General features: G+C 71.2%; 27 protein-coding genes, 1 tRNA gene and 1 other RNA gene. 12 read left to right on the plus strand and 17 right to left on the minus strand.

Annotation, left to right across the window (positions count from 1 at the left end):
• Together JAO81_RS37080 and ffs are read right to left on the minus strand one after the other, a co-directional pair.
• A partial coding sequence (locus tag JAO81_RS37080; RefSeq protein ID WP_199552397.1) for a DNA polymerase III subunit gamma and tau occupies positions 1-1351 on the minus strand: 1351 nt, incomplete at its 3' end.
• A gap of 65 nt (positions 1352-1416) precedes the next feature.
• Positions 1417-1515: signal recognition particle sRNA small type (gene ffs / locus JAO81_RS37085), an RNA gene on the minus strand.
• Positions 1516-1623: 108 nt separating this feature from the next.
• Between ffs and JAO81_RS37090 the strand changes: the two genes are divergently transcribed.
• Positions 1624-1708, plus strand: a tRNA-Ser gene (locus JAO81_RS37090).
• Between the two features lie 152 nt (positions 1709-1860).
• Here the strand turns inward: JAO81_RS37090 and JAO81_RS37095 are convergent.
• On the minus strand, positions 1861-2235 hold the full coding sequence (locus tag JAO81_RS37095) for a PPOX class F420-dependent oxidoreductase (RefSeq protein ID WP_199552419.1): 375 nt from the start codon (positions 2233-2235) through the stop codon (positions 1861-1863).
• A gap of 108 nt (positions 2236-2343) precedes the next feature.
• Here JAO81_RS37095 and JAO81_RS37100 point away from each other — a divergent pair, with 108 nt between their 5' ends.
• Both JAO81_RS37100 and JAO81_RS37105 read left to right on the plus strand, forming a co-directional pair.
• A complete protein-coding gene (locus tag JAO81_RS37100) occupies positions 2344-2886 on the plus strand; it encodes a hypothetical protein (protein WP_199552398.1) in 543 nt (180 codons plus the stop codon).
• A 115-nt stretch (positions 2887-3001) separates the two neighbouring features.
• Positions 3002-3568, plus strand: coding sequence for a TetR/AcrR family transcriptional regulator (locus JAO81_RS37105; protein WP_199552399.1), 567 nt, complete (start codon positions 3002-3004; stop codon positions 3566-3568).
• A gap of 164 nt (positions 3569-3732) precedes the next feature.
• On the opposite strand, the gene JAO81_RS37110 is transcribed toward JAO81_RS37105, so the two are convergent.
• Positions 3733-3888, minus strand: coding sequence for a DUF6131 family protein (locus JAO81_RS37110; protein ID WP_199552400.1), 156 nt, complete (start codon positions 3886-3888; stop codon positions 3733-3735).
• Between the two features lie 62 nt (positions 3889-3950).
• On the minus strand, positions 3951-4904 hold the full coding sequence (locus tag JAO81_RS37115; protein WP_199552401.1) for an alpha/beta fold hydrolase: 954 nt from the start codon (positions 4902-4904) through the stop codon (positions 3951-3953).
• 97 nt (positions 4905-5001) lie between these two features.
• Here JAO81_RS37115 and JAO81_RS37120 point away from each other — a divergent pair, with 97 nt between their 5' ends.
• On the plus strand, positions 5002-5583 hold the full coding sequence (locus JAO81_RS37120; protein WP_199552402.1) for an ABATE domain-containing protein: 582 nt from the start codon (positions 5002-5004) through the stop codon (positions 5581-5583).
• Between the two features lie 32 nt (positions 5584-5615).
• On the opposite strand, the gene JAO81_RS37125 is transcribed toward JAO81_RS37120, so the two are convergent.
• On the minus strand, positions 5616-6512 hold the full coding sequence (locus JAO81_RS37125; RefSeq protein WP_199552403.1) for a LysR family transcriptional regulator: 897 nt from the start codon (positions 6510-6512) through the stop codon (positions 5616-5618).
• A gap of 100 nt (positions 6513-6612) precedes the next feature.
• Here JAO81_RS37125 and JAO81_RS37130 point away from each other — a divergent pair, with 100 nt between their 5' ends.
• Positions 6613-6969, plus strand: a complete 357-nt coding sequence (locus JAO81_RS37130) for a DoxX family protein (RefSeq protein WP_199552404.1) — start codon at positions 6613-6615, stop codon at positions 6967-6969.
• A gap of 45 nt (positions 6970-7014) precedes the next feature.
• Here the strand turns inward: JAO81_RS37130 and JAO81_RS37135 are convergent, their stop codons facing one another.
• Both JAO81_RS37135 and JAO81_RS37140 read right to left on the minus strand, forming a co-directional pair.
• Positions 7015-7836 carry an alpha/beta fold hydrolase gene (locus tag JAO81_RS37135; protein ID WP_199552405.1) on the minus strand — a complete coding sequence of 274 codons (822 nt, stop codon included), beginning with the start codon at positions 7834-7836 and terminating at the stop codon, positions 7015-7017.
• 141 nt (positions 7837-7977) lie between these two features.
• A complete protein-coding gene (locus JAO81_RS37140) occupies positions 7978-9873 on the minus strand; it encodes a hypothetical protein (protein ID WP_199552406.1) in 1896 nt (631 codons plus the stop codon).
• 177 nt (positions 9874-10050) lie between these two features.
• On the opposite strand from JAO81_RS37140, the gene JAO81_RS37145 reads away from it, so the two are divergent.
• Complete coding sequence (locus tag JAO81_RS37145; RefSeq protein ID WP_199552407.1) at positions 10051-10515, plus strand: pyridoxamine 5'-phosphate oxidase family protein; 465 nt, start codon at positions 10051-10053, stop codon at positions 10513-10515.
• A gap of 37 nt (positions 10516-10552) precedes the next feature.
• Here JAO81_RS37145 and JAO81_RS37150 read toward each other — a convergent pair whose 3' ends face one another.
• Together JAO81_RS37150 and wrbA are read right to left on the minus strand one after the other, a co-directional pair.
• Positions 10553-11134, minus strand: coding sequence for a YdeI family protein (locus JAO81_RS37150; RefSeq protein WP_199552408.1), 582 nt, complete (start codon positions 11132-11134; stop codon positions 10553-10555).
• A 73-nt stretch (positions 11135-11207) separates the two neighbouring features.
• Positions 11208-11852, minus strand: coding sequence for an NAD(P)H:quinone oxidoreductase (gene wrbA / locus JAO81_RS37155; protein WP_199552409.1), 645 nt, complete (start codon positions 11850-11852; stop codon positions 11208-11210).
• A gap of 168 nt (positions 11853-12020) precedes the next feature.
• On the opposite strand from wrbA, the gene JAO81_RS37160 reads away from it, so the two are divergent.
• On the plus strand, positions 12021-12620 hold the full coding sequence (locus JAO81_RS37160; protein ID WP_233416462.1) for a TetR/AcrR family transcriptional regulator: 600 nt from the start codon (positions 12021-12023) through the stop codon (positions 12618-12620).
• A 56-nt stretch (positions 12621-12676) separates the two neighbouring features.
• Here JAO81_RS37160 and JAO81_RS37165 read toward each other — a convergent pair whose 3' ends face one another.
• The 4 genes from JAO81_RS37165 to JAO81_RS37180 form a co-directional block, all read right to left on the minus strand.
• Positions 12677-13903 (minus strand): MFS transporter, encoded by a 1227-nt coding sequence (locus JAO81_RS37165; protein WP_199552410.1) that lies wholly within the window; start codon positions 13901-13903, stop codon positions 12677-12679.
• Between the two features lie 75 nt (positions 13904-13978).
• Entirely contained in the window at positions 13979-16051 is a 2073-nt protein-coding gene (locus JAO81_RS37170; protein WP_199552411.1) for an MMPL family transporter, read from the minus strand.
• Between the two features lie 166 nt (positions 16052-16217).
• Positions 16218-16883 (minus strand): response regulator transcription factor, encoded by a 666-nt coding sequence (locus JAO81_RS37175; protein ID WP_199552412.1) that lies wholly within the window; start codon positions 16881-16883, stop codon positions 16218-16220.
• On the minus strand, positions 16880-18052 hold the full coding sequence (locus JAO81_RS37180) for a sensor histidine kinase (protein WP_199552413.1): 1173 nt from the start codon (positions 18050-18052) through the stop codon (positions 16880-16882). Before JAO81_RS37180 ends, JAO81_RS37175 begins: the two co-directional genes overlap by 4 nt.
• A gap of 206 nt (positions 18053-18258) precedes the next feature.
• Here JAO81_RS37180 and JAO81_RS37185 point away from each other — a divergent pair, with 206 nt between their 5' ends.
• A complete protein-coding gene (locus JAO81_RS37185; RefSeq protein WP_199552414.1) occupies positions 18259-19182 on the plus strand; it encodes a carbohydrate kinase in 924 nt (307 codons plus the stop codon).
• On the opposite strand, the gene JAO81_RS37190 is transcribed toward JAO81_RS37185, so the two are convergent.
• Entirely contained in the window at positions 19172-19777 is a 606-nt protein-coding gene (locus JAO81_RS37190) for a TetR/AcrR family transcriptional regulator (protein ID WP_199552415.1), read from the minus strand. The two genes, JAO81_RS37185 and JAO81_RS37190, sit on opposite strands and share 11 nt — an antisense overlap.
• A 146-nt stretch (positions 19778-19923) precedes the next feature.
• Positions 19924-21270: a magnesium transporter gene (gene mgtE, locus JAO81_RS37195; protein ID WP_199552416.1), complete on the minus strand. Its 1347-nt coding sequence runs from the start codon at positions 21268-21270 to the stop codon at positions 19924-19926.
• A 54-nt stretch (positions 21271-21324) separates the two neighbouring features.
• On the opposite strand from mgtE, the gene JAO81_RS37200 reads away from it, so the two are divergent.
• The 4 genes from JAO81_RS37200 to JAO81_RS37215 all read left to right on the plus strand — a co-directional run bounded on the left by JAO81_RS37200 (position 21325) and on the right by JAO81_RS37215 (position 24424).
• Entirely contained in the window at positions 21325-21945 is a 621-nt protein-coding gene (locus JAO81_RS37200) for an HhH-GPD-type base excision DNA repair protein (protein WP_199552417.1), read from the plus strand.
• A gap of 183 nt (positions 21946-22128) precedes the next feature.
• A complete protein-coding gene (locus JAO81_RS37205) occupies positions 22129-22461 on the plus strand; it encodes a hypothetical protein (RefSeq protein ID WP_199552418.1) in 333 nt (110 codons plus the stop codon).
• A 60-nt stretch (positions 22462-22521) separates the two neighbouring features.
• A complete protein-coding gene (locus JAO81_RS37210) occupies positions 22522-22683 on the plus strand; it encodes a hypothetical protein (protein WP_199552423.1) in 162 nt (53 codons plus the stop codon).
• Between the two features lie 187 nt (positions 22684-22870).
• Positions 22871-24424, plus strand: coding sequence for a M28 family metallopeptidase (locus JAO81_RS37215; RefSeq protein ID WP_199552421.1), 1554 nt, complete (start codon positions 22871-22873; stop codon positions 24422-24424).
• Positions 24425-24509: 85 nt separating this feature from the next.
• Here the strand turns inward: JAO81_RS37215 and JAO81_RS37220 are convergent, their stop codons facing one another.
• Entirely contained in the window at positions 24510-26066 is a 1557-nt protein-coding gene (locus JAO81_RS37220; RefSeq protein WP_199552422.1) for a helicase HerA-like domain-containing protein, read from the minus strand.
• Between the last annotated feature and the right edge of the window lie 137 nt (positions 26067-26203).

Raw genomic sequence — 26203 nt, forward strand, 5'->3', positions numbered from 1 at the left:
CGGCCCCCCCCCCCCCCAACGCCCCCCGCCCCGCGGCCGGGGCCGCGGCCGCGCCCCCGCGGGGCGGCACCGGAGCGCCCCCGGGAGCGTCCAGCGGAGCGTGGGCGTCGGGGCCGGGGACGTACGCCATGGCAGGCATCTGTCCCCCGCCCTGTCCCCCGCCCGCGAAGCCGCCGCCTCCGCCGCCGCCCGCGCCGCCCCGCTCCAGGCGGTCGGGCCTGGCCAGCATGGAGCGCTGACCGTCGTATGCCGCCGGGAGGAGCACCCGCGCGCAGATCAGCCCGAGCTGGAGGCGCGGCGATGTGGCGCCGCGCATCTCGGTCAGTCCCTCGTTGACCAGGTCGGCGGCGCGGCTCAGCTCGGCGGCGCCGAAGCCCCGTGCCTGGGCCTGCATCCGCTCGATGACATCCGCGGGGGCGTCGATCAGACCCTTCTCGGCGGCGTCCGGGACGGCCGCCAGGATCACCAGATCCCGCAGCCGCTCGAGGAGATCGGCCACGAAGCGGCGCGGATCGTTGCCGCCCTCGATGATCTGGTCCACCACCTCGAAGGCCCCCGCACCGTTGCCCGCGGCGAACGCCTCGACGACGGAGTCGAGCAGCGAACCGTCCGTATAACCGAGCAGCGAGGTCGCCATGGCATACGTCACACCGTCGTCGCCCGCACCGGCGAGCAGCTGGTCCATGACGGACATCGAGTCACGTACGGAACCGGCGCCCGCGCGCACGACCAGCGGCAGCACACCGTCCTCGACCGGCGCCTTCTCGCGCCCGCAGACCTCCGCCAGGTACTCGCGCAGGGTGCTGGGCGGCACGAGCCGGAACGGGTAGTGGTGCGTACGCGACCGGATCGTCCCGATGACCTTCTCGGGCTCGGTGGTCGCAAAGATGAACTTGAGGTGCTCCGGCGGCTCTTCGACCACCTTGAGCAGCGCATTGAAGCCCGCCGACGTGACCATGTGGGCCTCGTCGATGATGTAGATCTTGTAGCGACTGCTCGCCGGCCCGAAGAAGGCCTTCTCCCGCAGATCACGCGCATCGTCCACACCACCGTGCGAGGCGGCGTCGATCTCGATGACATCGATCGAACCCGGCCCGTTCCTGGCCAGATCCCGGCAGGACTGACACTCGCCGCAGGGCGTGGGAGTGGGACCTTGCTCACAGTTGAGACAGCGGGCCAGGATGCGCGCGCTCGTCGTCTTGCCGCAGCCGCGCGGGCCACTGAACAGGTAGGCATGGTTGACCCGGTTGTTCCGCAGCGCCTGCTGCAGCGGGTCGGTCACATGCTCCTGCCCGATGACCTCGGCGAACGACTCCGGGCGATAACGGCGGTACAGCGCAAGGGACGACACACATACGAGGTTATCGGCCCGCACTGACAGCCCGGACCGCAAGCGGTTCTCCGCAGACGCCCGGGAACGCAAGCGCCCCCCACGCACCCGCCAGAGCCGACCTACCCTTGCTGCCTTCCGGCCCTGGGGGAGTTCAGTCAGATAGCGCCACGTGAGGGGCTGCGCCAAGGGTACCCGATCCGGAGGGCTGCGAACGAGCCCGCCCCGATCACCCACCGGACCTCCGGGAACGGGTTCGCGAGCACTCCTCAACGTCTTGTATTGTTTGCCGCGGAGGATTCGCCTAGTGGCCTAGGGCGCACGCTTGGAAAGCGTGTTGGGGGCAACCCCTCACGAGTTCGAATCTCGTATCCTCCGCCTGATCAGAGGGCCGGTCCGCTTCGGTGGACCGGCCCTCTGGCGTTCTCCGTCCCAGTTTCCGTCTCGCTCGGACCCTGCGGAGCCGTCTCCGTTGGACGCTGCGGAGCGTCAATCGAGGAGACCACCCCGGCAACGCGCCGCCCGCCCGCCTATCCGTCCAGCCGAATCCGGATGCCCACCGCGCGCCCGGATCCGCCGCGCAGCCTGCTGCCGAGCAGTCCGACTCGGGCGGCCAGTCCGTATTTGCGCTTCATCAGGCCGGTCAAGTGCGCGCTCTCATCCGGCGTCAGCACCTCCGCGACCCCGGGCGTCGAAGCGCCGAGCGGTCTGCCCCGCCAGTCACAGGGGGCGACCGTCACCAGGCCGCTGTTGCGGATCCGCTTCACCTTTCCGGCATCTGCGGCGCTCCACACCGCCAGCGCCCGGCCGTCCGCCATCACCCAGACCGGGGTGGGAACCGCCGTACCGTCCCGGCGAAAGGTGGTGAGGAGGAGGTATTTGCCGGCGGCCAACTCACTGAGCATCACGTCAATTTGAGTCACGGCTGTAGAGTAACTGGTTAGTTAGCCACGGCACGGAGACCGCCGCCGGTACGCCAAGTGACGCGAACGACGCAGCCGAAGGGAATCGCTATGGGGAGATTCGTCTGGACCCTGCTCGCCGGCTTCGCGATCGGCACCCCCGCGGTTCCTGTCGGCCTCTCGCTCTCCCTGCCCGGGCCGGTCGCGCTGCTCGCGGTCCTGCTGGGCTCCGCCGGCTGCGTGGTCTTCGCGGTGTTCGCCATGGAGCACGCACGGTTGCGCTGGCAGTCCTGGCGCGCCCCGCGGAAGTCGTCTGCGGTACGGGCCGCCTCCGCGGCGGGCACACCCATCGGCGGTGCGGCCGCCGACGACACGGTTGCCGACGACACAGTTGCCGTCGAACCGCCTGCGGGCGACCGGCTCTCGGGTACCGCCGGGCGGCGAGCACGGCGGGTTTTCGACCGGTACGGCGTGGTGGGCTTCGGCATAGTAGGGCCCGCCCTCTTCGGCACCTGGGGCTCGTCCTTGCTCGGCGCCGCCCTCGGCATCCCCCGCCGGCGGCTGATCCGATGGCTGCTGGCCGGCGTCACCCTGTGGTGCACGGTCATGCTGATCGCGTCGGACGCAGCCTTCGACGCTTTCGGGATCGGATGACCGGCCTGCCTGCGGACCGGATGACCGGCCTGCCTGTGGATCGGATGACCGGCCTGCGTACAGAGGGGTCCACGGGAATTCATCTAACTGGTTAGTCCTCGTTACGATGACCCGCATGTCCCGAGCCGATGCAACCAAGGCCCGCATCCTCCAGGCCGCCACCGACGAGTTCGCCGCGCGCGGCATCGCCGGAGCCCGGGTGGACCGGATCGCCAAGGCGGCGGCTGCGAACAAGAACCTCATCTATGTCTACTTCTGCAGCAAGGACCAGCTCTTCGACACGGTCTTCGACGCCCACGTCATCCACGGGCTGAACACCGTTCCCTTCACCCCTGACGACCTTCCCGGGTACGCAGGGCGGCTCTTCGACTACTGCCAGCAGCACCCCGAGGTCATCCGGCTCGCCACCTGGCACCGGCTGGAACGCGGCGACAGCCACGACCAAGACCCTGCTGTCGCGGCGCCGGCGCGCGACGCCAAGCTGGAGGCACTCGCCGCGGTGCAGAAGAAGGACGGCATCGGCACCGCCTTCTCCCCCACCGCGCTGCTCACCCTCGTCCTGAGCCTCGCCCTCGCGTGGGACCCGAGCAGCGCCGCCGGGATGCCCGCCTCCGTGGCCGAGAGCGAGAGCATCGACGCTCGCCGCCGCTCGATCGTCGAGGCCGTGCGCCGCCTCCTGTGATCAGGGCCGTGCCGGGTCGGTCGAGAGCCTGACCGTGCTCCGCCGGGACATCACGGGCCCTCGTCGCAGCGCACCGAGCGGGTGCGGTTCTCCGGCGTGAAGTACCTGCAGTCCGGCGGCCTGGGCGGCCTAACGTCGCGTGCGGATGGTGTTCCGTCCGTCGGTCACCAGTAGTGACGCCGACCGCCCACCGCGTGGCCGACCGATCCGAGGATCCACAGGATCGCGCCGATGACGACCAGGACGAGACCGATCGTCCAGAGGATGGAGACACCTGTGATGAAGCCGATGGCGAGCAAGATGAGACCGAGTGCAATCATTGCGTCCTCCTAGCTCCCTGCATAAACCAGTATGCGCCTATTTGTTCGCATACCCCCTTGGTTCAGGCAGGGAGCCGGTCCAGGAAGCCGGCGATCAAGGGGGCGATCGACGGCAGGTGGTCCTCGAGGGCGAAGTGGCCGGTCTCGAAGAGGTGGAGTTCGGCGGACGGGACGTCGCGCTGGTAGGCGTGGGCGCCAGGGGCGGGGAAGAAGGGGTCGTTCGTGCCCCAGGTGATCAGCGTCGGCGGTCGGTGCTCGCGCAGCCAGGCCTGCCAGGCCGGGTACGCGGCGACGTTGCTCTTGTAGTCGTACGCGAGGGCGAGTTGGGCCTGCTTGCGGCCGGGCTGATCGAGGAAGTGCTGGTCGAGCAGCCAGCCCTCGGGGGCGACGAGTTCGGGGGCGAGCGTGCCGCCCTCGTACTGGGCGCGGGTGGCATCGAGGGTGAACAGGCCGAGGATGGTCTCCTCGGCGCCGGGGGTGTCCGGTGTGAGTGCGGTGAAGTCGCGGGCTGCCGGGGAGAGGCCCTCTTCGTACGCGTTGCCGTTCTGCACGATCAGACCGGTGACCCGCTCCGGGTGGCGCAGGGCATGGCGGAAGCCGACGGGAGCGCCGAAGTCGAAGAGGTAGAGCGCATAGCGGGTCAGTCCGAGGTTCTCGGTGAAGCCGTCGACGATGTCGGCGAGGCGGTCGAAGCTGTACGTGAACCCTTCGGGGGCGCGGGTGTGGCCGAAGCCGGGGTAGTCCGGGGCGATCAGGCGGTAGTGCCGGCCCAGGATGTCGATGAGGCGCCGGAACTGGTGCGATGCGGACGGGAATCCGTGCAGGAGCAGCAGGACGGGTGCGTCGGCGCGGTCGGGGAGCGACTCACGGTAGAAGACATCCACGCCGTCGACGACCGTACGGCGGTGGGCAGTTCGGGCCGGCAGGGCGAGCGGGGGCAGGGCGACCAGGGGCGGGGAGGGCTGCTGCCGGTCGGGCTGCGGTTGGCCGGGGGAGTGTGCGGTGATCGTCGTCATGTCACATGCCTTCTTTTCCGGAAGATGCATTAGGTGATGCGTCAGATCTATCGTGCAGACGGCTAATGCGTCAACCCTTCGATGTAGCATTAGCGTCATGGATGAGCCCGCACCGTTGACCGGTGAGCCCCTCGCCCTCGATCTGGCCAACACCCGCCCGGTCGGCCCCGGCGGCCCTGCCGACCTGATCGGCACCCCGCGGCAACTGGCCGCGTGGCTGGCCGCGGAGGCCGACCGCCTGCCCGCCGAGGTGCGGGGCCGCGCGCCGACGGCGGCCGGTCTCGCGGCTCTGCATGCCGTACGCGCGGATGTGGACGCGGTGGTGCAGGCCCTGCTCGACGGCGCCGAGCCGCCCGCTTCGGCACTGCGCGGCCTGGCCACCGCCCAGGGTGCGGCCCCACGTATCCGCGAACTGGCTTGGGAGGACGGCGAGTTGAGATCCGCAACCCGTCGTATCGGCTCACCGGCTGCCGCGCTCGCCGCCGTCTTCGCGGAGGACGCCGTGGACCTCCTGTCCGGGCCGGGCGCGGCGAAGATCAAGAAGTGTGAGGCCGAGGACTGCATCCTGCTGTTCCTGCCCGCCCACCCCAGGCGCCGCTGGTGCTCCCCCGCCCGCTGCGGCAACCGCACCCGCGTGGCCCGCTATTACCAGCGCCACAAGCCGGACCGGCCGGACTGACCGGACCGCCGGGCCAACCGAACTGACCGAGCTCAGCCCTGCCGCCCACGCTCCACACAGCAGCGCACGAAGTCCCGCACCAGTGGATCCGCATCGGCCGCCGGCCTCCACACCACGGCCACCGAGCTGGGCGCGACTCCCGTGAGCGGGCGGTACGCGACTCCCGGGCGGGCGTAGTAGCGGGCGGCGGATTCCGGGGCGAGTGCGATGCCGTGGCCGCCCGCGACGGCGCTGAGCCAGTCGTCCGGGTTGTCGGCGACAGCACCGATACGGGGCTCGCGGCCCTCGCGCGCGTCCGTCGCCAGCCAGTAGTCGCGCCAGGTGCCCGCCGCCACGGGAGCCGCCACGAACGGTTCGTCCCACAGCTCGCGGAAGGCGAGATCCTCGCGCGCCGCCAGGGGGTGGCCCGCGGGCAGCACCACGCAGCGCGGCTCCGTGAGCAGCACCTCCGCCCGTAGCGCCTCCTGGCCCGGCAGCGGGAGCGGCAGCAGCGCCACGTCCACGTCGCCGGCCGTCAGGTCCGCGGTCGGCGCGGACCAGGACGCATGCCGCATCTCCACCCGCCAGCCCGGCCGACGGCGCCCGAACGCGGCGATGATCTCCTGCGTGGCCTCACCCGCGGCCCCGGCCAGGAACCCGACCCGCAGCACCTGCTCCGCCCGCCGGGCCGTGTGCCGTGTCTGCCGCAGCGCCTCGGACAGCTCGTCCAGGATCGCCGGCACCCGGGCGGCCAGCGCCTCCCCCGGCCCGGTGAGCGTCATCCCGGCCGGCGTGCGGACGAAGAGTTGGACCCCGAGCTGCTTCTCCAGTTGCCTGATCTGCTTGGTCAGCGCCGGCTGCGATACGTACAACCGCTCGGCGGCGCGGGTCAGATGCCCCTCTTCGGCGACGGCGGCGAAGTAGCGCAGGAGCCTGGTGTCCACGTCCATGCCGCCAGGTTATGAGGACAGGTATTGGATCGGTGGAGCCGCGTGCGAGCAGAGTCGGAGGCCAGGGACGACCGCCGTTTCGAGCCGCTGGAGCCGCACCATGTTCGCCGCATACGTCACCGTCACTTCGCTCACCATCGTGGCGAACGCCGCCGGGGCCTACGCCGACTTCACCGGGCACGAAGCGGTCGGGGCCATCGCCGACCGGCTCGGTGTGCCGCGCTCGTGGATGGTGCGCCTCGGCGCCCTCATGGGCGCGGGCGCCCTGGGGCTCCTTGCGGGCTTTGCCGTACCGGCGCTCGGCACGGCCGCGGCGGGCGGCCTGGTGCTGTACTTCCTCGGCGCGATCGGCGCACATCTGCGGGTCCGTGACTACGACCTGGCCGGCGCGCTGACGATGCTCGCGCTGGCCGGGGCGTCGCTGGTGCTCGGCGTCGGGCAGCACGGGGTGGGGTGAGCGACGGGGTCCCAGGGGTGCGGTGAGTGGCGGAGTCCGCCCCGCTCAGCGCGCCGTCTTCTCCAGGAACGCGAGCAGCGCCGACGCGACCGCCTCCGGGGCCTCCGCCTGCGGGTAGTGCCCCGCACCCTCGACCATCACGATCTCCGTCGGGCCCGCGAGCCCCGACGCGAACTCCTCCGCCTCCGCACGCGGGTCCTTGAAGTCCGGGTCCTTGGTGCCCATCAGGATCAGGGACGGCTGGTGGACCTGGGAGCGGTGGGCCGCCGAGTCCTTGGCCTTCGGGTCGCCCACCGCGACGAACGCGGCCGTACGGCCCGGCTCGCGCAGCCGGGACTTCATGGTAGCGACGTACTCCTTGAAGTCAGCGGGCTTGCCCGCCTTGTACAGCGAGGAGTAGAAGAGCCCCCACAGGAACGGGGTGCGCAGGACGACACCGGTGACAGCGGCCATCACCCGGCCCGGCTTCGGCGGGTTCGCCCAGGGCGAGAGGGCCACAACTCCCGTGATGAGCTCGGGGAGTTCGACGGCGGCGGAGACAACCGAGTCGGGCGTGAAGGACTGGCCCACCACGGTGGCCGGGCCCCCGAGGTGACGGATCAGGGCGACATAGTCGGCGCCGTGCGCCGAGGTGGTGTGCGAGTCCCAGCCCGTGCTGCTCTCACCGTGGCCGCGCAGATCCATGGTGGCCACGCGGTAGCCGGCGGCGACCAGTTGCGGGACGACGAAGCGGTAGACGGCACGCAGATCGCCCATGCCCGGCGCCATCACGACGAGGTGCCCGCCCTCGGGCCCGGTCACGCTGTACGCGATACGGCCTCCCGGCACGTCCAGGTACTGGGTCTGCGACTGCTGCGTCCCGTTCATGGCGGATCCCCCTCGACTGCGGCTAACACTGTTACCCGTAAGCTAACGCTGTTAGCCACGGGCGTCAAGATGTATGCGGGCGAACGCGCGAGGGCCCCGTCCGCCCATGCGTCCGGGGCCCTCGGTGACACGGTTCAGATGTCAGATCCGACCCTGCGCGCGCAGCCGCGGCACGAAGCGGACCGCCCCAAGCCCCAGCCCCACGAGTGCGATGCCCGCGCCGAGCAGCAGGCCGAGGCCCGTCCAGCCGCCCGTCGAGGCGAGCAGACCGCCGTCGGAGTCCGACGGGCCAGAGGTACCCGAGGAGTCCGAAGAGCCCGAGGTCCCCGAGTCCGAGCCACCGGCTCCGCCGTCGCCGGAGCCACCGGCTTCACCCGTACCGCCGCTGTCGCCCGAACCGCCGGTGCTGTCGGCGGCCTCGACGACCTCGAAGGTGAAGACCGCCTCCGCCTCTCCCACGTACGCGGACAGGTTCTGGTTCTCGCCCACGTCCGTACCGGCGAAGAGCTCGGGCGCCGTGGCGTTGCCCTCGCTGTCGGTCTTGACATCGACCAGCCGGACGCCGTCCGCGAAGTGCGGCCCGTCCTGCTGGTACCGCTTGAACCGGACCCGCGTGTTCGCCGCCGGCTCGCCCGACTCGGTCACGTGCACCTCGAGTGCTTCGGGGAAGGCCTTGCCCGCTTCCGCCGTCTGCTTGTCGCCGGCGGTGATCTTCACGTCGTACGCGACCTGCTTGCGCTCCGCGCTGAAGACCGCCTCCTTGCCCTGAGCCTTGGCCCGGACCTTGAACGCGCCGTACGTGCTGCCGCCGTAGAACCAGAGCTTGGGCGACTGGGCGCGGCCCTGCTCGTCCGTCTCGACGATGGCCACGTCCTCCGGGTACGCGTCGAAGAGCGGCTCGACATCGTTCGGGTCGTCGAACGTGAACGTCACCGCCACGCCCTCGACCGGCTTGCCGTCCTTGTCGCGGGCGACGACGGCGAACGGGTCGAAGTCCTCGCTCCGCGCCCAGATCTGGTCCTGGCCGGAGACGGGGGCCAGCTCGTCGGTCAGCGCGCCGGACCACTGGACGACTACGCGGCCCGCGCCGCCGCCCGAATTGCCGCCGCCCTGGGCCGTGCTGTCCTCGATCGGGTTGTCGGTCTCCCGGTAGAAGGGGTCGTCCTGCTTCGGCGCCTTGCCGTCCTTTCCGGCAACGAGCTGCGCTTCGGTCACTCGGTCCGGATTCGCGTAGCTGCTGCCGCCGCCACCGGCTCCGGACGACTTGCTGCGGTCGGCGCCGCCGCCGCCACCACCGCCCGCATAGCCGCCACCACCACCGCCGCCCTCATTACCGCCGTCGCCGGTTGCGTCGCCGCCGTCGCCGCCGGCGCCACTGGCGGAGTGGTCCGCGCCCGCCGCGCCGTTGCCGCCGCCCTCGCCGCCCTGCGCGCCCTTGGCGCCCTTGCCGCCGAGGACGAAGGCGGAGTCTTCACCGTTCTCGCCGCCTGCGTCGCCTGCGCGACCGCTGCTCTCCCCGTACTCGGACACGCCACTACCGCCGCCTCCACCCGCGACGATCAGTGCGGCACCATCGGCCGAGCGGATGGCGCTGCTTCCGCCGCCGTTACTGGCGTAGCTCCCGCCGCTCCCGGGGTTCCCGCCTCGTGCGTCCCCATAGGTCTGCGCGGCGACCACGACCTTGAGCTTCTCGCCCGCGGTCACCTTCGCCGTACCGGACACGTAGCCTCCGGCGCCACCGCCGCCCCCGAGAGCGCTGTCGGCGCCACCGGCTCCCCAGGCCCGTACATCCAGCGCGGTGACGCCGGCCGGAACCTGGAACTCCTGCGCAGCACGCGCCTCGGGCTCAAAAACACGGCAGTTGATGAAAGTGCCGGTCGGCGTGCACGGCTTGCCGCCGAAGTCGGCCGCCTTGCCCGCCGCGGACGCGGTCGGCAGACCCGACCAGGCGCTCGCGGCGGTGACGGCGGCTACGGCCAGGGCCGCTGCTCCGGCCCGCATACGGGCACGGCGCGGCACCACGAAATCCCCACTCATCCGGTTCCCCACTGCTTGTCCGAGCTCCCCCCCGGGAGCCGGTGATGTGTGAAGGAACTGTAACGCCAGAGGCTGGAGTTGCCGACGGTGGAGGGGGAACCGACGTTCACGATCAAGGTGTACGGGACCGTCCGCGCGAACTAGCCTCGACCACACGTCGACCCGAGGGGGACAACCGTGGCCAATCCGCCCGCCAGAAGCGCCGGGGAACGCAAGCGCGACACGTTGCGTCGGCTCGAAGAGGATGTCGATCTGTGGGTGGCGAGTGCGGATCCGGAGACGGGGGCGCCGTTCCTCGTGCCGCTCTCCTTCGCCTGGGACGGCACCTCGCTGCTCTTCGCGACCACCGTCACCAGCCCGACCGGGCGCAATCTCGCCGCTTCGGGCCGGACCAGGATCGGGCTCGGGCCGACCCGGGATGTCGTGATGGTCGACGGTGCGGTGGAGGTCTGCACCGCCGACGAACTGGGCAAGGAGAAGCTCGACTGGTTCGCGCAGGAGAGCGACTGGGATCCGCGGCAGCAGGCGAACGCCGAGGCGTACCGGTGGTTCCGGGTCACGCCCCGGCGTATCCAGGCCTGGCGCGAGGCGAACGAGATCCAAGGGCGGGACCTGATGCGCGACGGCCGGTGGCTGGCCTGAACAGAGAGTCCTGCTCCGAACTCGCCGCCCCCGGAGGTCAGTTGACCTTCCGGCCCTCGGCCATCGTCGCCACGAACCGCTCCAGGCGGGCCAGCCGGGTCTTCTCGGTGCGTGCGGTGACCAGGCGGAAGTAGAGCGCGTACTGGTCGGCCTTGCCGAGCGTCTCGTAGAACGCCCGCGCCGCCGGGTTCGCGTCGAGGGCCTCGACGAGATCCGGCGGTGCGGTGGCGTTCTTCTGCGAGGCGTACGCCGCCTCCCAACGGCCGTCCGTACGCGCCGACTCGACCTCGGCGAGGCCGCGCGGGCGCATCCGGCCGGCGGCGATCAGCGCCTCGGCCTTGTTCACGTTCACCTGGGACCAGGGGGAGCGGGGGCGGCGGGGTGTGGTGCGCTGCAGGAAGTACGTGTCGTCGAAACCGCGCCGCAGACCGTCGATCCAGCCGAAACAGAGCACCGTGTCGACCATCTCGTCCCAGGTGAGCGACGGGATGCCGGTGTGCTTCTTGGCGATCTTCACCCAGAGCGCGGTCCGTTCCCCGTGATGCTCGTCGAGCCAGGCCTCCAACTCGGCCGCGCTCGCGGGGACAAGGATCTCGACGCCGTCCTCGTATGTCTGCATGGACCGCAGATTACGGGCCTTGTAGGACAGTTTCCGTCCTACAAGGAGCGCTGCGAGGCAAGCCGCAACGGGCTCAGGCGGCCAGCTTCTGCGCGATCTTCGTCAGCCGCTCACCCTGGTAGCGCGCCGCCTCGAGGGTCTCGTCCGAGACCTCACCGCTGCTGCCCACGTGCACCGTGCCATAGGGGTTGCCGCCCGCGCCGTAGACCGCGGCGTCCGTGAAGCCGGGCGAGACGATCAGCGAACCCCAGTGGTGGGCCGTGTTGTAGAGGGCGAGCAGCGTGGACTCGTTGCCGCCGTGCGCATTGTGCGCGGAGGAGAAGCCGGTGAAGGGCTTGTCGTGGAAGACGCCCTGCTGCCACAGGCCACCCGTCGAGTCGATGAACTGCTTGAGCTGGCTCGCGATGTTGCCGTAACGGGTCGGCGAACCGAGCGCATAGGCGTCCGCCCAGCTCAGGTCATCGAGCGTGACCACAGGGACCTCGTCGGAGATGGCGTCGACATGGGCGCGCCAGGCGGGGTTCGAGTCGATCGCGGCATCCGGGGCGAGCTCGGCCACGCGTCGCAGCCGGACCTCGGCGCCCGCCTTCTCGGCGCCCTCGGCGAGGGCCTTGGCGAGCTCGTGCACGTTGCCGGTGGCCGAGTAGTAGACGACGGCGATCTTCGGGGCGGTGGTCCCGGTGGTGTCGGTCGTCTCGATGGTGTCGGTGCTGGTCATGACGAACCCCTCCAGAGGTGCGAAGCCTGAGCCTGAAGCTGAAGCCCGAGGCTGAAGCGGATTCGTATCCGCTTCGGCGATGACCACAGTTAAGCGGATGGAAATCCGGTTCGCAAGGGGTATCCGGATAGCTTTCCGGTTCTGCACGATTCCCGTAATGTTCAGGCCATGAACCAGCCCCCGCTTCTCCCCATGGCCGGCCAGGCGCCCCCGGAGCGCGCCGACGCCGCCCGTAACCGGCGGCGGATCCTGGACGCAGCCGGCCGGATCGTCGACGAGCAGGGCGCGAAAGCGCTCACGATGAACGGGGTCGCGCACGCCAGCGGCATCGGCGTCGGCACGGTCTACCGGCGCTTCGGCGATGTATCGGCCCTGCTGTTGGCCCTGCTCGACGACAGTGAGCAGCGCCTCCAGGCCGCCTTCCTCAGCGGACCTCCCCCGCTCGGCCCGGGCGCTCCGGCGGGCGAGCGGCTGCGGGCCTTTCTGCACGCCTACGCCCGGCACACCCTCGACGCCGAGGGACTGCTGCTCGCCGCCGAGAGCGCGTCGGCGGCGGCCCGCTTCAAGAGCGATCCGTACCGGGTCGTCCATACGCATGTGCAGCTGCTGATCCGCGAGGCCCGGCCCGAGCTCGACGCGCCCGTCCTGGCCCATCTGCTGCTCGGCGCGTTCCAGCCGAGTCTGCTGTGCCATCTGCGCAGCGAGATGAAGGTGTCCGAGGAGCGCCTCGAGGCATCGTTGGACCAACTGCTCGGCACTCTCGTGTAGCTGGACCAGCTGCTCGACTCGCTTGCACAGCTGGACCAACTGCCGGACTCACCCGTCTAGTTGAGCGCCTGCTCCCGTACGGGTCCGTCGGCCGGGCGCGTCGCCGCCGCCCAGCGCGTCACGGGACCGAGCGCGTACGACGCCGCCAGGATCAGTGCGCCGAGCAGCAGCCACCCGGCCGCACCGACCTCGATGAGCAGCAGGGTCAGCAGGAGCGGCCCGAGGGTGCGGGCGACCGTGACACCCGTACCGAAGAAGCCCTGGTACTCGCCGATGCGGCCGGGCGGGGCGAGGTCGAAGCCGAGCTGCCAGGAGCCGGCCGACTGCAGCATCTCGGCGGCCACGAGCAGCACCGAGCCGCCGATCAGGGCGACCGCCGCGCCCCAGGCCGACGCCCCGGTCGACAGGGCGAACACCCCGCAGGTCGCCAGCATCAGCACGCCGGAGCGGCGGATCGCACGGGCGGCGGTGCCAAGTCCCGTGACCGCGCGGGCCATTCGGACCTGGAACAGCATCACGGCACCCGTGTTGAGGATGAACAGGGCGGACACCAGCCACTCGGGAGCCTCGGTGCGCTCGGTGATCCACAGCGGAATGCCCAGGCTGAGCAGCGGCATCCGCAGCAGCAGCACGGTGTTGAGCAGTGTCACGACGGCGTACGGACGGTCGCGGAGCACCTCGAGCCTCGCGCCCTCGACGGCCGGGACGGGCTCGACGGCGGGCAGCCGCGTCAGGACGTACGCGCAGGCCAGGAAGGTCACCGCGTCGAGGGCGAACACCGTGAGATACGCGCCGTCGGTCCCAAGCGACAGGGCCACACCGCCGAGTCCGGCACCCACCGCGAGCCCCGCGTTGAGCGTCGACTGCAGATGGGCGAGCGCTCCGGTGCGTTCCTCCTTGGCGACGAGCCCGGCGAGGAGCGCCTGGCGGGCGGCCGCGAGTCCGGACTGGGCGGTGGCGTAGCCGCAGGCCGCGAGCAGGAACGGTACGAAGTCGCGTACGACCAGGAAGGACGCGACCGCGGCGGCCGTCGCGACGGCGAGCAGCACCGCCGTCCCGCGCGGTCCGCGCCGGTCGGCGAGGCGTCCGAGCGGCACCCCCACCAGCGAGCCGACGGCCCAGGCGGCCGTGAGCCCGAGCCCGATCCTCGCGGCGTCGAGGCCGACGACGTGGGTGAAGTAGAGCGCCGAGGTGACGTAGTACGCGCCGTCGCCGACGGAGTTGCTCAACTGGGCCAGAGCGAGGGTGCGTTGAGGTCCCCGAGGCGGGAGCGGGTTCGTCATGAGCACTACGGTAGGGAGCCAGTGGCTCCCTACCGTAGGACAATCCGCGCCCGTCCCCCTGGGCCAATAGGAGGGCTACTCCTTCAGTCCGAAGCGGTCATGCAGCCTCCGCATCCGCCGCGGCGCCCACCACGCCCGGCCCCCGAGCAGCGTCATCGTCGCCGGGACCAGGAGCATCCGTACGACCGTCGCGTCGATCAGGACCGCGAGGGTCAGACCGAGGCCGATCTGCAGGATGGGCGAGAAGCTGCCGGTCATGAAGGCGCCGAAGACGATCGCGAGCAGCAGCGCGGCGCAGGTGACCACACGGCCGGACTGCCTGAGGCCCGTCACCACGGCGGCCCGGTGGTCGCCGCTGCGCAGCCACTCCTCGCGCATCCTGGCCAGGATGAACAGCTCGTAGTCCATGGCGAGTCCGAACGCGATCGCGATGATCAGCGGCGGCGCGGTCAGGCTCAGCGCCCCCAGACCTTCGGCGCCCAGCCAGCCGGCCAGATGCCCGTCCTGGAAGACCCAGGTGACGACGCCGAGTGCGGCGCCCAGGCTGAGCAGGGTGGTCAGGATCGTGCGTACGGGGATCAGGAGCGAGCCCGTGAAGGCGAAGAGCAGGGCGAAGATGCCGACGAGGACGATCACGATCGCCCAGGGGGCGCGTTCGGCCAGCATGGCGCGGAAGTCGACCATGTGGGCGGCGTTCCCGGTGACATGGACGGGTTCGGCGCCGCGCAGGTCGCGGATCCGCTCGACGAGGCCGGTGGCCTGGGCTCCGTCGACGGTGCCCTTCGGATAGAGGTCGAGCAGGATCGTCCCGTTGCCGGTGCGGACGGATTCCGCCCGTGCGATGCCGGACAGGGCGCGGATCTTGCGTTCGCAGTCCGGTTCGGCGCCCGGCATGATCACGACGCTGACGGGGTCGAGTCCGGTGCCCTCCGGGTAGTGGGCGCGGACCGAGTCGTACAACTCCCGTGCCTCCGTGCCCTGTTTGAGCTGGCGCGCATCGCCCAGGTTCATGGTCATCTGGGTGGCGGGCAGCGCCAGGAGGACGAGGCCGGCGACCACCGCGACCGTCACGGCGACCGGGCGGCGGGCCGAGAAGCGGGCGAGGCGGGCGAAGACATGGCCGGGCTCGCGCTCGGAGGTCCTGCCGAAGAGCCGCTTGCGCGGGGAGGCCGGTGCGATCTTCCCGCCGAACTTGGTGAGCAGCGCCGGCAGCAGCGTGACCGCCGCCAGCATGTCGACCACGACGACCGCGGCCGCCGCGAGGCCCATGCTGCGCAGGAACAGGTTCGGGAACACCATCAAGCCGGTCAGACAGACCGCCACCGTGAGCCCCGAGAACAGCACGGTCCGCCCGGCCCGCGCGACCGTACGCTCGACGGCCTGCTCGACCGACTCCGCGGACGCACGCTCCTCGCGGAAGCGGACCACGATCAACAGGGCGTAGTCCACGGCGAGTCCGAGCCCGAGCATGGTCGTGACCTGCACCGCGTACACCGAGACATCGGTCACCAGGGAGAAGCCGTACAGCGCGAGGAAGGCGCCCGCGACCCCGCTGACCGTGACGACCAGCGGCAGCGCGGCAGCGCGCAGACCGCCGAAGATCAGCAGCAGCACGATCAGGACCACCGGCAGCGAGATGATCTCGGCGCTCGCGACGTCCTCCTGCGCCTGCCCGCCGAGCTGGACGCCGAGCAGCGGTCCGCCGCTGACGTGCACGGTCGCCCCGTCGATCTCATGGAACCGCTCGGCGACCTCCTCGGCGAGCTCCTCCTCGTCGTCGTCCGCCAGGCCCTGGCCGAACTCCACGGGGATCAGCAGCGCACGCCCGTCCTCGGACGGCATGCCCTCCGGCACGTCCGCGATACCCGGTAAGTCCCTTACATCCGCGGCGGCTTCGCGGATCTCGGCCCGCAGTCCGGCGAGGTCCCCGGACTCCACGATTGCCTGGATGGACGCGCCCTCGGTGGAGAGCCGGTCGAGCAGTTCTTCGGTGCGCTGCGATTCGCTGCCCTCGACGACCTCCACGGTGCCTTCGAGATCCCCGAAGACCCGGGTGCCGAGGCCGAAGCCTGCCACGAGCAGCAGCAGCCAGATCAGGATGACGGTCAGCGGGCGACGGGTGGCCACCCTGGCGAGTGCGGAAAGCACGGTCCCTCCCAGTGATGTTCCCCGCGCCCTCGGCGGGGTCACCTCACTCAGGCTGCTGGGAAAGGGAGTTGGTCACATCGCCGGTCGGAGCGGTGTTCCCCTCTCGCCCGGCAGGGGGAGGAGTCGCCCGTACGAGGGACTCCCGAGCCTCGCGCCACGGGGAGCCTCAGGCCCCGGGGATCACCAGACCCGTCTCGTACGCGCAGATCACCGCCTGCACCCGGTCCCTGAGCCCCAACTTGCCGAGCACATTGCTCACATGGGTCTTCACCGTGTGCTCGCTCACCACGAAGGCCTCCGCGATCTCCGCGTTCGTCAGCCCGCGCGCGAGCAGCCGCAGCGTCTCCTCCTCGCGGGCGGTGAGCACGGACAGGCGGGCGGGTGAGGGTTCGGCGGCCGATTCGGTGCGGCGCCTGCGGACGACATCGGCGACCAGGCGGCGGGTCACCGAGGGCGCGAGCAGGGAGTCACCGGAGGCGACCACCCGTACGGCGTGCACGAGGTCGTCGCGTCGGACGTCCTTGAGCAGAAAGCCGCTCGCCCCCGCGTACAGCGCCTCGTAGACGTACTCGTCGAGATCGAACGTCGTCAGCATCACGACCTTGCAGGCCGACTCCGCGCACACCACCCGCGCCGCTTCCAGCCCGTCCATGACCGGCATACGGATATCGAGAAGGAGCACGTCAGGGGTGTGCCGGCGGACCGCGTCCACCGCCTCGGCACCGTCTCCCGCCTCGGCGACCACCTCGATATCGGGCTGTGCGTCGAGGATCATCGAGAAGCCGCTGCGGACCAGTTCCTGGTCGTCCGCGACGACCACACGCACGCTCATCCGACGCGCTGCGCTTCGGTGGGCAGCGTGACGATCACCCAGAACCCGCCGTCGGGTCCGGGACCCGTGGCCGCCGTACCGCCGCAGGCCGCGGCCCGTTCCCTGATCCCGATCAGCCCCTGCCCCGCACCCTGGACCCGGGTCTTGCCCGGCCGCCCGTCGTCCCGCACCGTCACCCTCAACTCATCGACTCCCCAGTCGAGTTGGACGATGGCCTTGGTGGCCCCCGCATGCTTCACCGTATTGGTCAGCGCCTCCTGCACAACCCGGTACACCGCCACCTCCACATCCGCGGGCAGCTCGGCAGGCTCCCCGGTCTGCAGCTGCTCGACGTGCAGCCCGACCGCCGCCACCTGCGCGACGAGCTGGGCGAGGGCGGCGAGCGACGGCTGCGGGCTGCGTTCGGGCGGCAGGGAGCCCGGGGGTTCCTTCAACACCCCGAGCAGGCGCCGCAGTTGGGACATGGCATCGCGTCCGGCGCCGGCGATCGCCTCGAAGGCCGCCTCCGCTCGCGAGGGATCGCTGCGCACGACCACGGGGCCGGCCTCCGCCTGCACCACCATCAGGCTCACCGCGTGGGCCAGGATGTCGTGCATGTCGCGGGCGATCCGGGCCCGTTCGCGGGCGACGGCCCGCGCGGCCTCCATCTCGCTCTCGTACGCGAGTCTGCGCGCCCGCTCCTCCACGGCCTCGGTGTACGCGCGCTGGATCCGGGCGAGGCGGCCGAGTCCGTACGCGCCGAGCAGGCTCATCAGGTGGAAGGCGTACTCGAAGGGCTCGGCGTGCTCCTTGAACGTCATCGACACCGAGGCCCCCGCCAGCCACACGAGCAGCATCAGGCGGCGCGGCCGGGTCGTGCCGATCGCGGCGACCGTGTAGAGCACGACGAAGCCGCCGAACACCACGTCGGGCGGCGGTGCGTGGTGCAGGGTCATCGCGGTGGTCGCGGCGCCGACCAGACAGCCGGTGACGTACGGGGCACGGCGGCGCCACACCAGCGGCAGCGCGGTCGCGGCGCCGAAGAGGAAGCCGGGCCAGGTCAGGTTGTCGTCGTTCTCGCGCTCGGGCAGCAGGAACTGCAGTGAGACGGCGATCAGGACCAGCGCGGCCAGCGCGACGTCCACCACCTGCGGACGGCGGGCGGCACGCAGCCAGGATGCTTCGGGCATACGGCAACTCCGGGGTGGGGAGGGCCGGTTCGGGTGTGTTCAGTATCGGTACGGGGCGGGGGCGGGGAATCGCCGGTGCGGGGGATATCCACCGCAGCCCCACTCAGCCCCTGCGGCGATCGAGCAGATCCGAACGACGTCCGGATGCGGGGCCCGGGGCGGGGCCCCGGGTTCGGGGAGGGGCGGGGCTGGGGAAAAATACCCACGTGATCATCTCCGCGGGCGGGGCCCTGATCGACCTGGTGCCGCAGCGGAACGACGACGCCACCCTCCCCGCCCTCGAACCCAAGCTCGGCGGCGGCCCCTTCAACACCGCCCGCGCCCTCGGCCGGCTCAAGGCAGCCGCCGGCTTCTGCTCCCGCGTCTCCCGCGACCACTTCGGCCAGGCGCTGCTCGACGCACTGGGCGCCGACGGCGTGGACACCTCCCTCGTCCAGCGGGGCGAGGAGCCGACCACGCTCGCGGTCGCACACATCGATCCGGACGGGTCGGCCGCGTACTCCTTCTATACGGAGGGCACGGCGGACCGCCTCTTCGCACTCCCGCCCGCGCTACCGGACTCGACCCGGGCCCTCTGCTTCGGCACCTGCTCCCTCGTCCTCGAGCCGGGCGCGACCGCGTACGAGAACCTGCTGCGCCGGGCCGCCGCGCAAGGCGTGTTCACCGCGCTCGACCCCAACATCAGGACGGGCCTGATCAAGGACCCGGCCGCCTACCGCGCCCGCTTCCTCGGCTGGCTCCCCCACGTGCGCCTCCTGAAGCTCTCCGAGGAGGACGCGGCCTGGCTCGCGGACGGCACACCCGTCCGTACGGCGCTCGAGCAGTGGCTGGCCGCGGGCCCCCGGGCGGTGGTGCTCACCCGGGGCGCGGACGGCCTGACGGCGCTCACGGCCGAGGGCGCCGAGCACACGGTGCCCGGGGTGGCCGTGGACGTGGTGGACACGATCGGCGCGGGCGACACGGTCAACGCGGCGCTCCTGCACCGGCTCGACCAGCTCGGCGCCCTGACCCGCACGCCGACCGGCGACGAGTGGGACGACGTCCTCGCGTACGCGGCACGGGCTGCGGCCGTGACCTGTGGGCGGGCGGGGGCTCAGCCTCCGTACGCCCACGAGGTGGTCAGCCCCTGACGAAGACGCCGGCCTTCGCCGCCGCCACCGCCGCCTCGGCCGCCCGGTCGGCGGCCGCCTCGTCGAGCGGGGCGCCGCTGGCGAGGAAGCGGTAGTAGAGGGGCGCCGAGACGGCCCGTACGACCTCGTGTGCATCCGGTCCGACGGGCAACTCACCGCGCCCGACGGCCAGTTCGACGCACGGCACCCACTCCTCGATCCGTACCGCATAGAAGCGGTGCAGCGCGTCGGCGGCGGACGCGTCGCAGCTCGCCGCCGCGATCACCGCGCGGAAGAGCCGGCTCTGACGGGGATCGGTGAGGGTGCGGCGTACCAGCCGGGCATTGGCGCGCAGGTCGTCCAGGAGCGCGCCGTGGTCGCTGCGCGGCTCGGACTGCTCGGCCATGTCGGCGAGCAGATCGGCGACGAGGGCGGTGGCGCTGCCCCAGCGGCGGTAGACCGTCGTCTTGCCGACGCCCGCGCGCTGGGCGACCTCGGCGAGGTCGAGGTTCGCGAAGCCGTGCTCTGCGAGGGCGTCGCCGGCCGCGTCGAGCACGGCGGCGCGCACGCGGGCGGTGCGGCCGCCGGGGCGTACGGTGCCTGGGGCGTTCTCCATGACGCCCAGCCTAACGGGAGCGAGTTCCCTTTACGTACGAGAGCTGCCCATCCCGTACGGGAGAGACCTGTCTCGTACGGGAAAGCGCACCGCATCCACCAAACGCACCCGCACCCACAGCACCGCCACCGCCGTGCCCACACCCCCTAAAGCCCCAGCACCACCCGCGCGATCATGAAGTAAATGATCAACCCGGTCGCGTCCACGAACGTCGTCACCAGCGGAGCCGAGATCACCGCCGGGTCGATCCCCAGCTTCTTGGCGAGCAGCGGCATACCGCCGCCGATCACCGCCGCCCAGGCGCAGACCGCGACCAGCGTCAGGCCCACGACCAACGCGATGTCCCCGTTCTTCGCGATCACCCAGGCGAAGACCAGACCGACCGCACCGAGCATCAGCCCGAGCAGGAACCCGACCCGGCACTCACGCCAGGCCACCTTCAGCACATCCCCCGGCCGCACCTCACCGACCGCGAGGGCGCGCACCGCACCGGTCGCGGCCTGCGCGCCGACATTGCCGCCGGTGCCCACGAGCAGCGGGATGAACAGGGCGAGCGCCGTGACCCGCTCGATCTCCCCCTCGAACGCCTCGAGGACCTTGGCCGTCAGCGTCGCCGCGACGATCAGGAGCAGCAGCCACACCACGCGTGAGCGCGCGAGCCGGAGCACGCTCGCGGTCAGATAGTGCCCGTCGAGCGGGCTGGCCGCGGCCTGCCGGGCGATGTCCTCGGTGTCGGCGGCCTCGATGACCTCGAGGGCGTCGTCGATGGTCAGCAGCCCGACGATCCGGTCCTCGCTGTCGACCACGGGCAGGTCGAGCAGATTGCCCTCCTGCATCAGACGGGCCGCGGACTCGGCGGTGTCGGTGGCGTGCGCCCGCAGATGGGCGGTGTCGACCAGCCCGTTCAACGGGTCCGCCGGATCGGCCAGGACCAGGTCCCTCAGCCCTACGACACCGATGAGCCGCCGCCCCGCGTCGGTCACCGGCAGCGTGTAGACCGTCTCGGCCTCGGGCCCTTCCCGGCGTACGCGGTCGAGGGCCTCACCGACGGTGATGTGCTCCTTGAGCCGTACGACCTCGGGGGTCATGAACCGGCCCACCGACCCCGGCGCGTACCCGAGCAGCGTCGCCGTCAGCTCCCGCTCATGCGGGCTGAGCCCGGCCAGGACCCGCTGGGTGAAGTTCGCGGGAGCCTCGCCCAGGAGCCGGGCGCGGTCGTCCGGGTCCATGCCCTCGACGAGCTCGCGGAAGGCGTGGTCCCGTACGGCGGTGAGGATCTTCTGCTGCTCGACCCCGTCGAGCTCCCCGAACACCTCGGAGGCACGGTCCTTGTCGAGCAGCCGGAAGAGCACCCCGGCCGTGGCCGGGTCGACGCGGGTGATCTCGTCGGCGATCTCGTGGTCGGGCCGCTCGTCGAGCCACTGCTGCAGATGCCCGACATCGTGCGCGGCGACGAGATCGGCGAGCTTGGCTTCCGCGGTGCGCTCGGTCATGGGGCCAGCTTCACCGATGTCGCACCTCGTCGGCAGCAGCGACATCATGGCCGTATGACCGCGAAGAAGTCCGCCGGCAAAACCGCGCCCGCCGAGATCCACCTCGCCCAGAACCCCGACGCCGACGCGCTGCTCGGCCGCAGCCCGCTCGCCGCCCTGGTCGGCATGCTGCTCGACCAGCAGGTGCCGATGGAGTGGGCGTTCACGGGCCCGTACACGATCGCCGAGCGCCTGGGCCGGGACGATCTGGACGCGCACGAGATCGCGGCGTACGACCCCGAGGCCTTCACGGAGCTGTTCAAGACCAAGCCCGCCGTGCACCGCTATCCGGGTTCGATGGCGCAGCGTGTGCAGCAGCTGTGCCAGTACCTGGTCGACGAGTACGACGGGGACGCCACGGCCCTGTGGTCCGAGGTCGAGGACGGCATGGAGCTGCTCGCCCGGCTGAAGGCGCTGCCCGGGTACGGGGAGCAGAAGGCGAAGATCTTTGTGGCCGTGCTCGGCAAGCGGTACGGCGTGACGCCCAAGGGCTGGCGCGAGGCGGCGGGTTCGTACGGGGACAAGGACTCCTACCGCTCGGCCGCCGACATCACGGGACCCGAATCGCTGGCCAAGGTGCGGGCGTTCAAGCAGGAGGCCAAAGCGGCGGCGAAGGCGGCCAAGGCCGCGAAGTAGCGGGGCGCCCAGGCCGCGAAGCAGCAGGGCCGCCCAGGCCGCGAGGCAGGTGGGCGGCCAGGCCCGAAGCGGCAAGCCGGCCAAGGCCGCACAGCAGTCACGAGGCAGCCGGGCGTACGCCTTACGGGCGGATCTGCCCGAACCGCCGTCCCGCCCCACCTCGGGGCGGGGACATGACGTGCTGTGAGCGTTCCGTCCCCGATCCCAGGACTCCTGCGGCGCCCCGGCCTCCTGCGGGCGCTGCTGCTCGTCCTGCTCACACTCGCCCTGGCCGCCGGCGCACCACCGGCCGCCGCGACCGCCCCCGCCGCACAGCCCGCCGTGACGGGCGAGGCGGAAACCGCCGAGGGCGGCGGGGACAGTGGACTCCGCCCCACCGCCCGCCGCCGCCTCCCCGCGCCGACTGCCACGCCGGGCGGTGCCCGGCCGCCCGCGGCCCGTACGCGTCGGGCCTCCCCGGCGCCGCACGCCGCCCCGCCGCCCGCCCCTTCCCGTACGACCGTCCTGCGTTGCTGACCGTGCCGAGCCCCAGACGCCGCCACGCCCGGAACTCCTCCTCAGCGCAAGGACACCCCCATGCCCAAGGACCCCTACGCGGTGCTGCACGCGCTGCTCCGCGCCGAATCCGTACGCGACCGCCGCGGCCCGCGCACGGACGAGCCGGCCGCCGAAACCCCCACCGCCGAACAGTCGCAGGATGTGCGGCCCGAGCGCCCGGCACGCGACCGCCGGGACTGAACCGGCGGGAGACCGGCAGGTGGCCCCGTATGTCAGGCACATGCGGGGCCAATCCGGCGAAACCGAACACGAGTTGCAGGGAACCTCTTTCCGGAGATCTCAGCGCTCGCTACCGTCCCTCCCACCTCGTTCGCACTGCCTCTGGGGAAGGACCTCTGTGAACGCATCACCTCGTTCGCGCAGCACGATCGCCGCCATCGCCGCCGTCGCGCTCGCCACACCCCTGCTGCTCGCCTCCGCGGGAACGGCCACCGCCGACCGCGGCCACGGGCACGGTCATGGGCACGGCAACCCGGCCAAGGACGCCCGCAAGCTCGCCCGTGAGCTGGTCGAGGACTCGTCCGCGAAGGACGCATACCGCCATCTGCAGAAGTTCCAGGCGATAGCGGACGCCAACGGCGGCCATCGCGCCGCCGGTTCGCCGGGGCACGACGCCTCGGCGAAGTATGTGTACGAGTACCTCAAGAAGGCCGGGTACAAGGTCAGTTACGACCAGTTCGAGTTCGTCTACACCGAGATGCTCACCGAGCGCCTCGCGGTCGTGACACCCACACCGCGCACGGTCGACATCCAGGGGATGACGTACACGAAGTCGACGCCGGTCGGCGGCATCAAGGCGGCCCTCGCCGCGGTGCCGCTGGACGCCACCACCGGCTGTGAGCCGGCGGACTACGCGTCCGGCACCTTCACCGGCAAGATCGCGCTGATCAAGCGCGGCGGCTGCTCCTTCGCACAGAAGCAGGCCACGGCCGCGGGCGCGGGCGCGTCCCGGGGGCGCATCTACAACAACGACGCCGGAGGGCTCTCCCGGACCCTAGGAGACCCGGCCGCCGGCCGTATCCCGACCGGCGGTGTCACCCTGGCCGAGGGCGAGGCGCTGGCCGCCGAGGCCGCCAAGGGCGAGGTCACGGTGGACTTCGAGATCCGGGAGTTCCAGGAGACCCGGACGACGAACAACGTCATCGCGGAGACCCGCGGCGGCGACGCCGACAACACCGTGATGCTCGGCGCCCACCTCGACTCGGTCACCGCGGGCCCCGGCATCAACGACAACGGCTCGGGTTCCGCCGGCCTGCTCGAGGTCGCCAAGGAGCTGGCCGAGGAGACCCGGCACGGAAAGCAGCCGCGCAACAAGATCAAGTTCGCGCTGTGGTCCGCCGAGGAGAACGGTCTGATCGGCTCGGAGAAGTGGGTCGAGAAGCTCACCGAGGAGCAGATCAAGGACATCCGCCTCTACCTCAACTTCGACATGATCGCCTCGCCGAACTACGGCCAGTTCGTCTACGACGGCGACAACTCGGACAACGAGGGTGAGGGCGCGGGCCCCGAGGGCAGCGCCCAACTGGAGCGGGACATCAACGAGTTCCTCGAAAGTAAGGGCAAGCCGCACGAGGGCACCGACTTCACCGGGCGCTCGGACTACGGCCCGTTCATCGCGGTCGACATCCCCTCGGGCGGCACCTTCACGGGCGCCGAGGGCATCAAGACCCCTGAGCAGGCGGCGAAGTTCGGCGGCGAGGCGGGTGTGGCGTACGACCCGTGCTACCACGCGGCCTGCGACAACATCGACAACATCGACATGTCGGCCTTCGGCACGAATATCGACGTCATCGCCCATGCCGTCGGCACCTACGCCCACGACCTGAGCTCGCTCACCAAGCCGGTCGTCTCCGTCCCCACCGAGGGCGACGCGGGCAGCGGCGGCGGTCTGCACGAGGACCACGACCGCGTGACGGAGTGATCCGACCGTCCTGAACCAAGGCCCGGACATCTCTGACGAGGTGTCCGGGCCTTGCCCGTACAAGGGGATCGGCGTCCAAAGGGGATCAGCGCCGCCGCGTACCGAAAATGGACCGCGAGATCTCCCGCCCGATCTGCGTACCGAGCGAGCGGGCAAGGGACTTGAAGATGCCGCTGCCCACCACCTGGTCGACCATCGAGGCATCCTGCGCGGGCGCGGAACGGGCCGCCTTCGCCGCTTCCTTCGCGGCCTTCTCGGCTTCCTTCGCCTCCAGCTCGGCCTGCTTGGCCGCCTCGGTCTCGGCCTGCTGCGCGGTGATCTTCTCGTACGCGGACTCCGGGTCGACCTCCTGCGCGTAACGGGAGTAGAGCAGCGAGGACTTCACGGCCGCGTCGAGCGCGGTGGCATCGATCGGCCCCATCAGCGACTCGGGCGCGCGAAGCCGGGTCGCGGCCACCGGCGTCGGCGCACCCTTCTCGCTCAGCACGGTGATCACCGCTTCACCGGTGCCGAGCCGGGTGAGCAGCTCCTCCAGGTCGTACGCCGAGTTGGGGAAGGTCTTGACCGTCGCCTTGAGCGCCTTCTGGTCCTCGGGCGTGAAGGCGCGCAGCGCGTGCTGGACCCGGTTGCCGAGCTGGGCGAGCACATCGGCCGGCACGTCCTTCGGTGTCTGCGTCACGAAGAAGACACCGACCCCCTTGGACCGGATCAGCCGCACGGTCTGCGTGATCGCCTCGAGGAAGGCCTTGCTCGCCCCGTTGAACAGCAGATGCGCCTCGTCGAAGAAGAAGACCAGCTTCGGCTTCTCGACATCCCCGACCTCGGGCAGGTTGTTGAAGAGATCGGCCAGCATCCACATCAGGAACGTCGAGAACAGATGCGGCTTGTCGTTGATGGCGGGCAGTTCGAGCACCGACACCTGCCCGCGCCCGTCGGGCGCCGTCCGCAGGAACTCGCTCACGTCGAACTCGGGATTCCCGAAGAAGGGCGTCATGCCCTGCGCCTCGAAAGCCGTCAGCGCCCTGAGGATCACTCCTGCCGTGACGCTCGAGAGCCCGCCGATGCCCTTGAGCTCGGGCTTGCCCTCGTCCGAGGTCAGGAAGGTGACGACGGCCCGCAGGTCCTTCAGGTCGTGCAGCTCCAGACCCTTCTGATCCGCGTAATGGAAGATCAGGCCGAGCGACTGCTCCTGCGTCTGGTTGAGCTGCAGCACCTTCGACAGCAGGACGGGTCCGAAGCTGGTGACCGTCGCGCGTACGGGGATACCGGGGCCGATCCCGCCGAGCGCGTAGAACTCGCTCGGGAAACCCTTGGCCTCCCAGGTCTGCCCCACGTCCCGCGCCCGCTCCTGCACCTTGTCGTTCGCCTCGCCGGGCGCGGAGATCCCGGAGACGTCGCCCTTGATGTCGGCGAGGAACACCGGCACGCCCTGCGCGGCCAGCTGCTCGGCGATCAGCTGCAGCGTCTTGGTCTTGCCGGTACCGGTGGCGCCGGCGACCAGACCGTGGCGGTTGAGCATGGAGAGCGGGATACGGATCTGGGCGCCGGGCAGGCACTGGCCGTCCCACAGCAGGGCGCCGAGGTCGAGCGCCTCACCGGTGAAGGCGTATCCGCCGGCGATGGCGGCGGCTTCGCCGGGCAGCGCGACACCGGGGGTGGGCGCGGGGCCGGGGGGCGCGGGCTCGGGGGCCGGTGCGGTGGCCGGCTCCGGGGGCGCGGGGGTCGATTCGGCCGCGACGGCGGGGGTCGGGGCGGGGCCGACGGGGGCGGGGGCGGGGG

The organism is Streptomyces sp. N35, assembly GCF_016464295.1.
In the GTDB taxonomy this organism is placed as follows: domain Bacteria; phylum Actinomycetota; class Actinomycetes; order Streptomycetales; family Streptomycetaceae; genus Streptomyces.

Coding starts and splice junctions, on each gene's coding strand:
- JAO81_RS37095 (WP_199552419.1), bottom strand. CDS start 2,235: ATGCTCAGTGAGTTGGCCGCCGGCAAATACCTCCTCCTCACCACCTTT.
- JAO81_RS37100 (WP_199552398.1), top strand. CDS start 2,344: ATGGGGAGATTCGTCTGGACCCTGCTCGCCGGCTTCGCGATCGGCACC.
- JAO81_RS37105 (WP_199552399.1), top strand. CDS start 3,002: ATGTCCCGAGCCGATGCAACCAAGGCCCGCATCCTCCAGGCCGCCACC.
- JAO81_RS37110 (WP_199552400.1), bottom strand. CDS start 3,888: ATGATTGCACTCGGTCTCATCTTGCTCGCCATCGGCTTCATCACAGGT.
- JAO81_RS37115 (WP_199552401.1), bottom strand. CDS start 4,904: ATGACGACGATCACCGCACACTCCCCCGGCCAACCGCAGCCCGACCGG.
- JAO81_RS37120 (WP_199552402.1), top strand. CDS start 5,002: ATGGATGAGCCCGCACCGTTGACCGGTGAGCCCCTCGCCCTCGATCTG.
- JAO81_RS37125 (WP_199552403.1), bottom strand. CDS start 6,512: ATGGACGTGGACACCAGGCTCCTGCGCTACTTCGCCGCCGTCGCCGAA.
- JAO81_RS37130 (WP_199552404.1), top strand. CDS start 6,613: ATGTTCGCCGCATACGTCACCGTCACTTCGCTCACCATCGTGGCGAAC.
- JAO81_RS37135 (WP_199552405.1), bottom strand. CDS start 7,836: ATGAACGGGACGCAGCAGTCGCAGACCCAGTACCTGGACGTGCCGGGA.
- JAO81_RS37140 (WP_199552406.1), bottom strand. CDS start 9,873: ATGAGTGGGGATTTCGTGGTGCCGCGCCGTGCCCGTATGCGGGCCGGA.
- JAO81_RS37150 (WP_199552408.1), bottom strand. CDS start 11,134: ATGCAGACATACGAGGACGGCGTCGAGATCCTTGTCCCCGCGAGCGCG.
- wrbA (WP_199552409.1), bottom strand. CDS start 11,852: ATGACCAGCACCGACACCATCGAGACGACCGACACCACCGGGACCACC.
- JAO81_RS37160 (WP_233416462.1), top strand. CDS start 12,021: ATGAACCAGCCCCCGCTTCTCCCCATGGCCGGCCAGGCGCCCCCGGAG.
- JAO81_RS37165 (WP_199552410.1), bottom strand. CDS start 13,903: ATGACGAACCCGCTCCCGCCTCGGGGACCTCAACGCACCCTCGCTCTG.
- JAO81_RS37175 (WP_199552412.1), bottom strand. CDS start 16,883: ATGAGCGTGCGTGTGGTCGTCGCGGACGACCAGGAACTGGTCCGCAGC.
- JAO81_RS37180 (WP_199552413.1), bottom strand. CDS start 18,052: ATGCCCGAAGCATCCTGGCTGCGTGCCGCCCGCCGTCCGCAGGTGGTG.
- JAO81_RS37190 (WP_199552415.1), bottom strand. CDS start 19,777: ATGGAGAACGCCCCAGGCACCGTACGCCCCGGCGGCCGCACCGCCCGC.
- mgtE (WP_199552416.1), bottom strand. CDS start 21,270: ATGACCGAGCGCACCGCGGAAGCCAAGCTCGCCGATCTCGTCGCCGCG.
- JAO81_RS37200 (WP_199552417.1), top strand. CDS start 21,325: ATGACCGCGAAGAAGTCCGCCGGCAAAACCGCGCCCGCCGAGATCCAC.
- JAO81_RS37210 (WP_199552423.1), top strand. CDS start 22,522: ATGCCCAAGGACCCCTACGCGGTGCTGCACGCGCTGCTCCGCGCCGAA.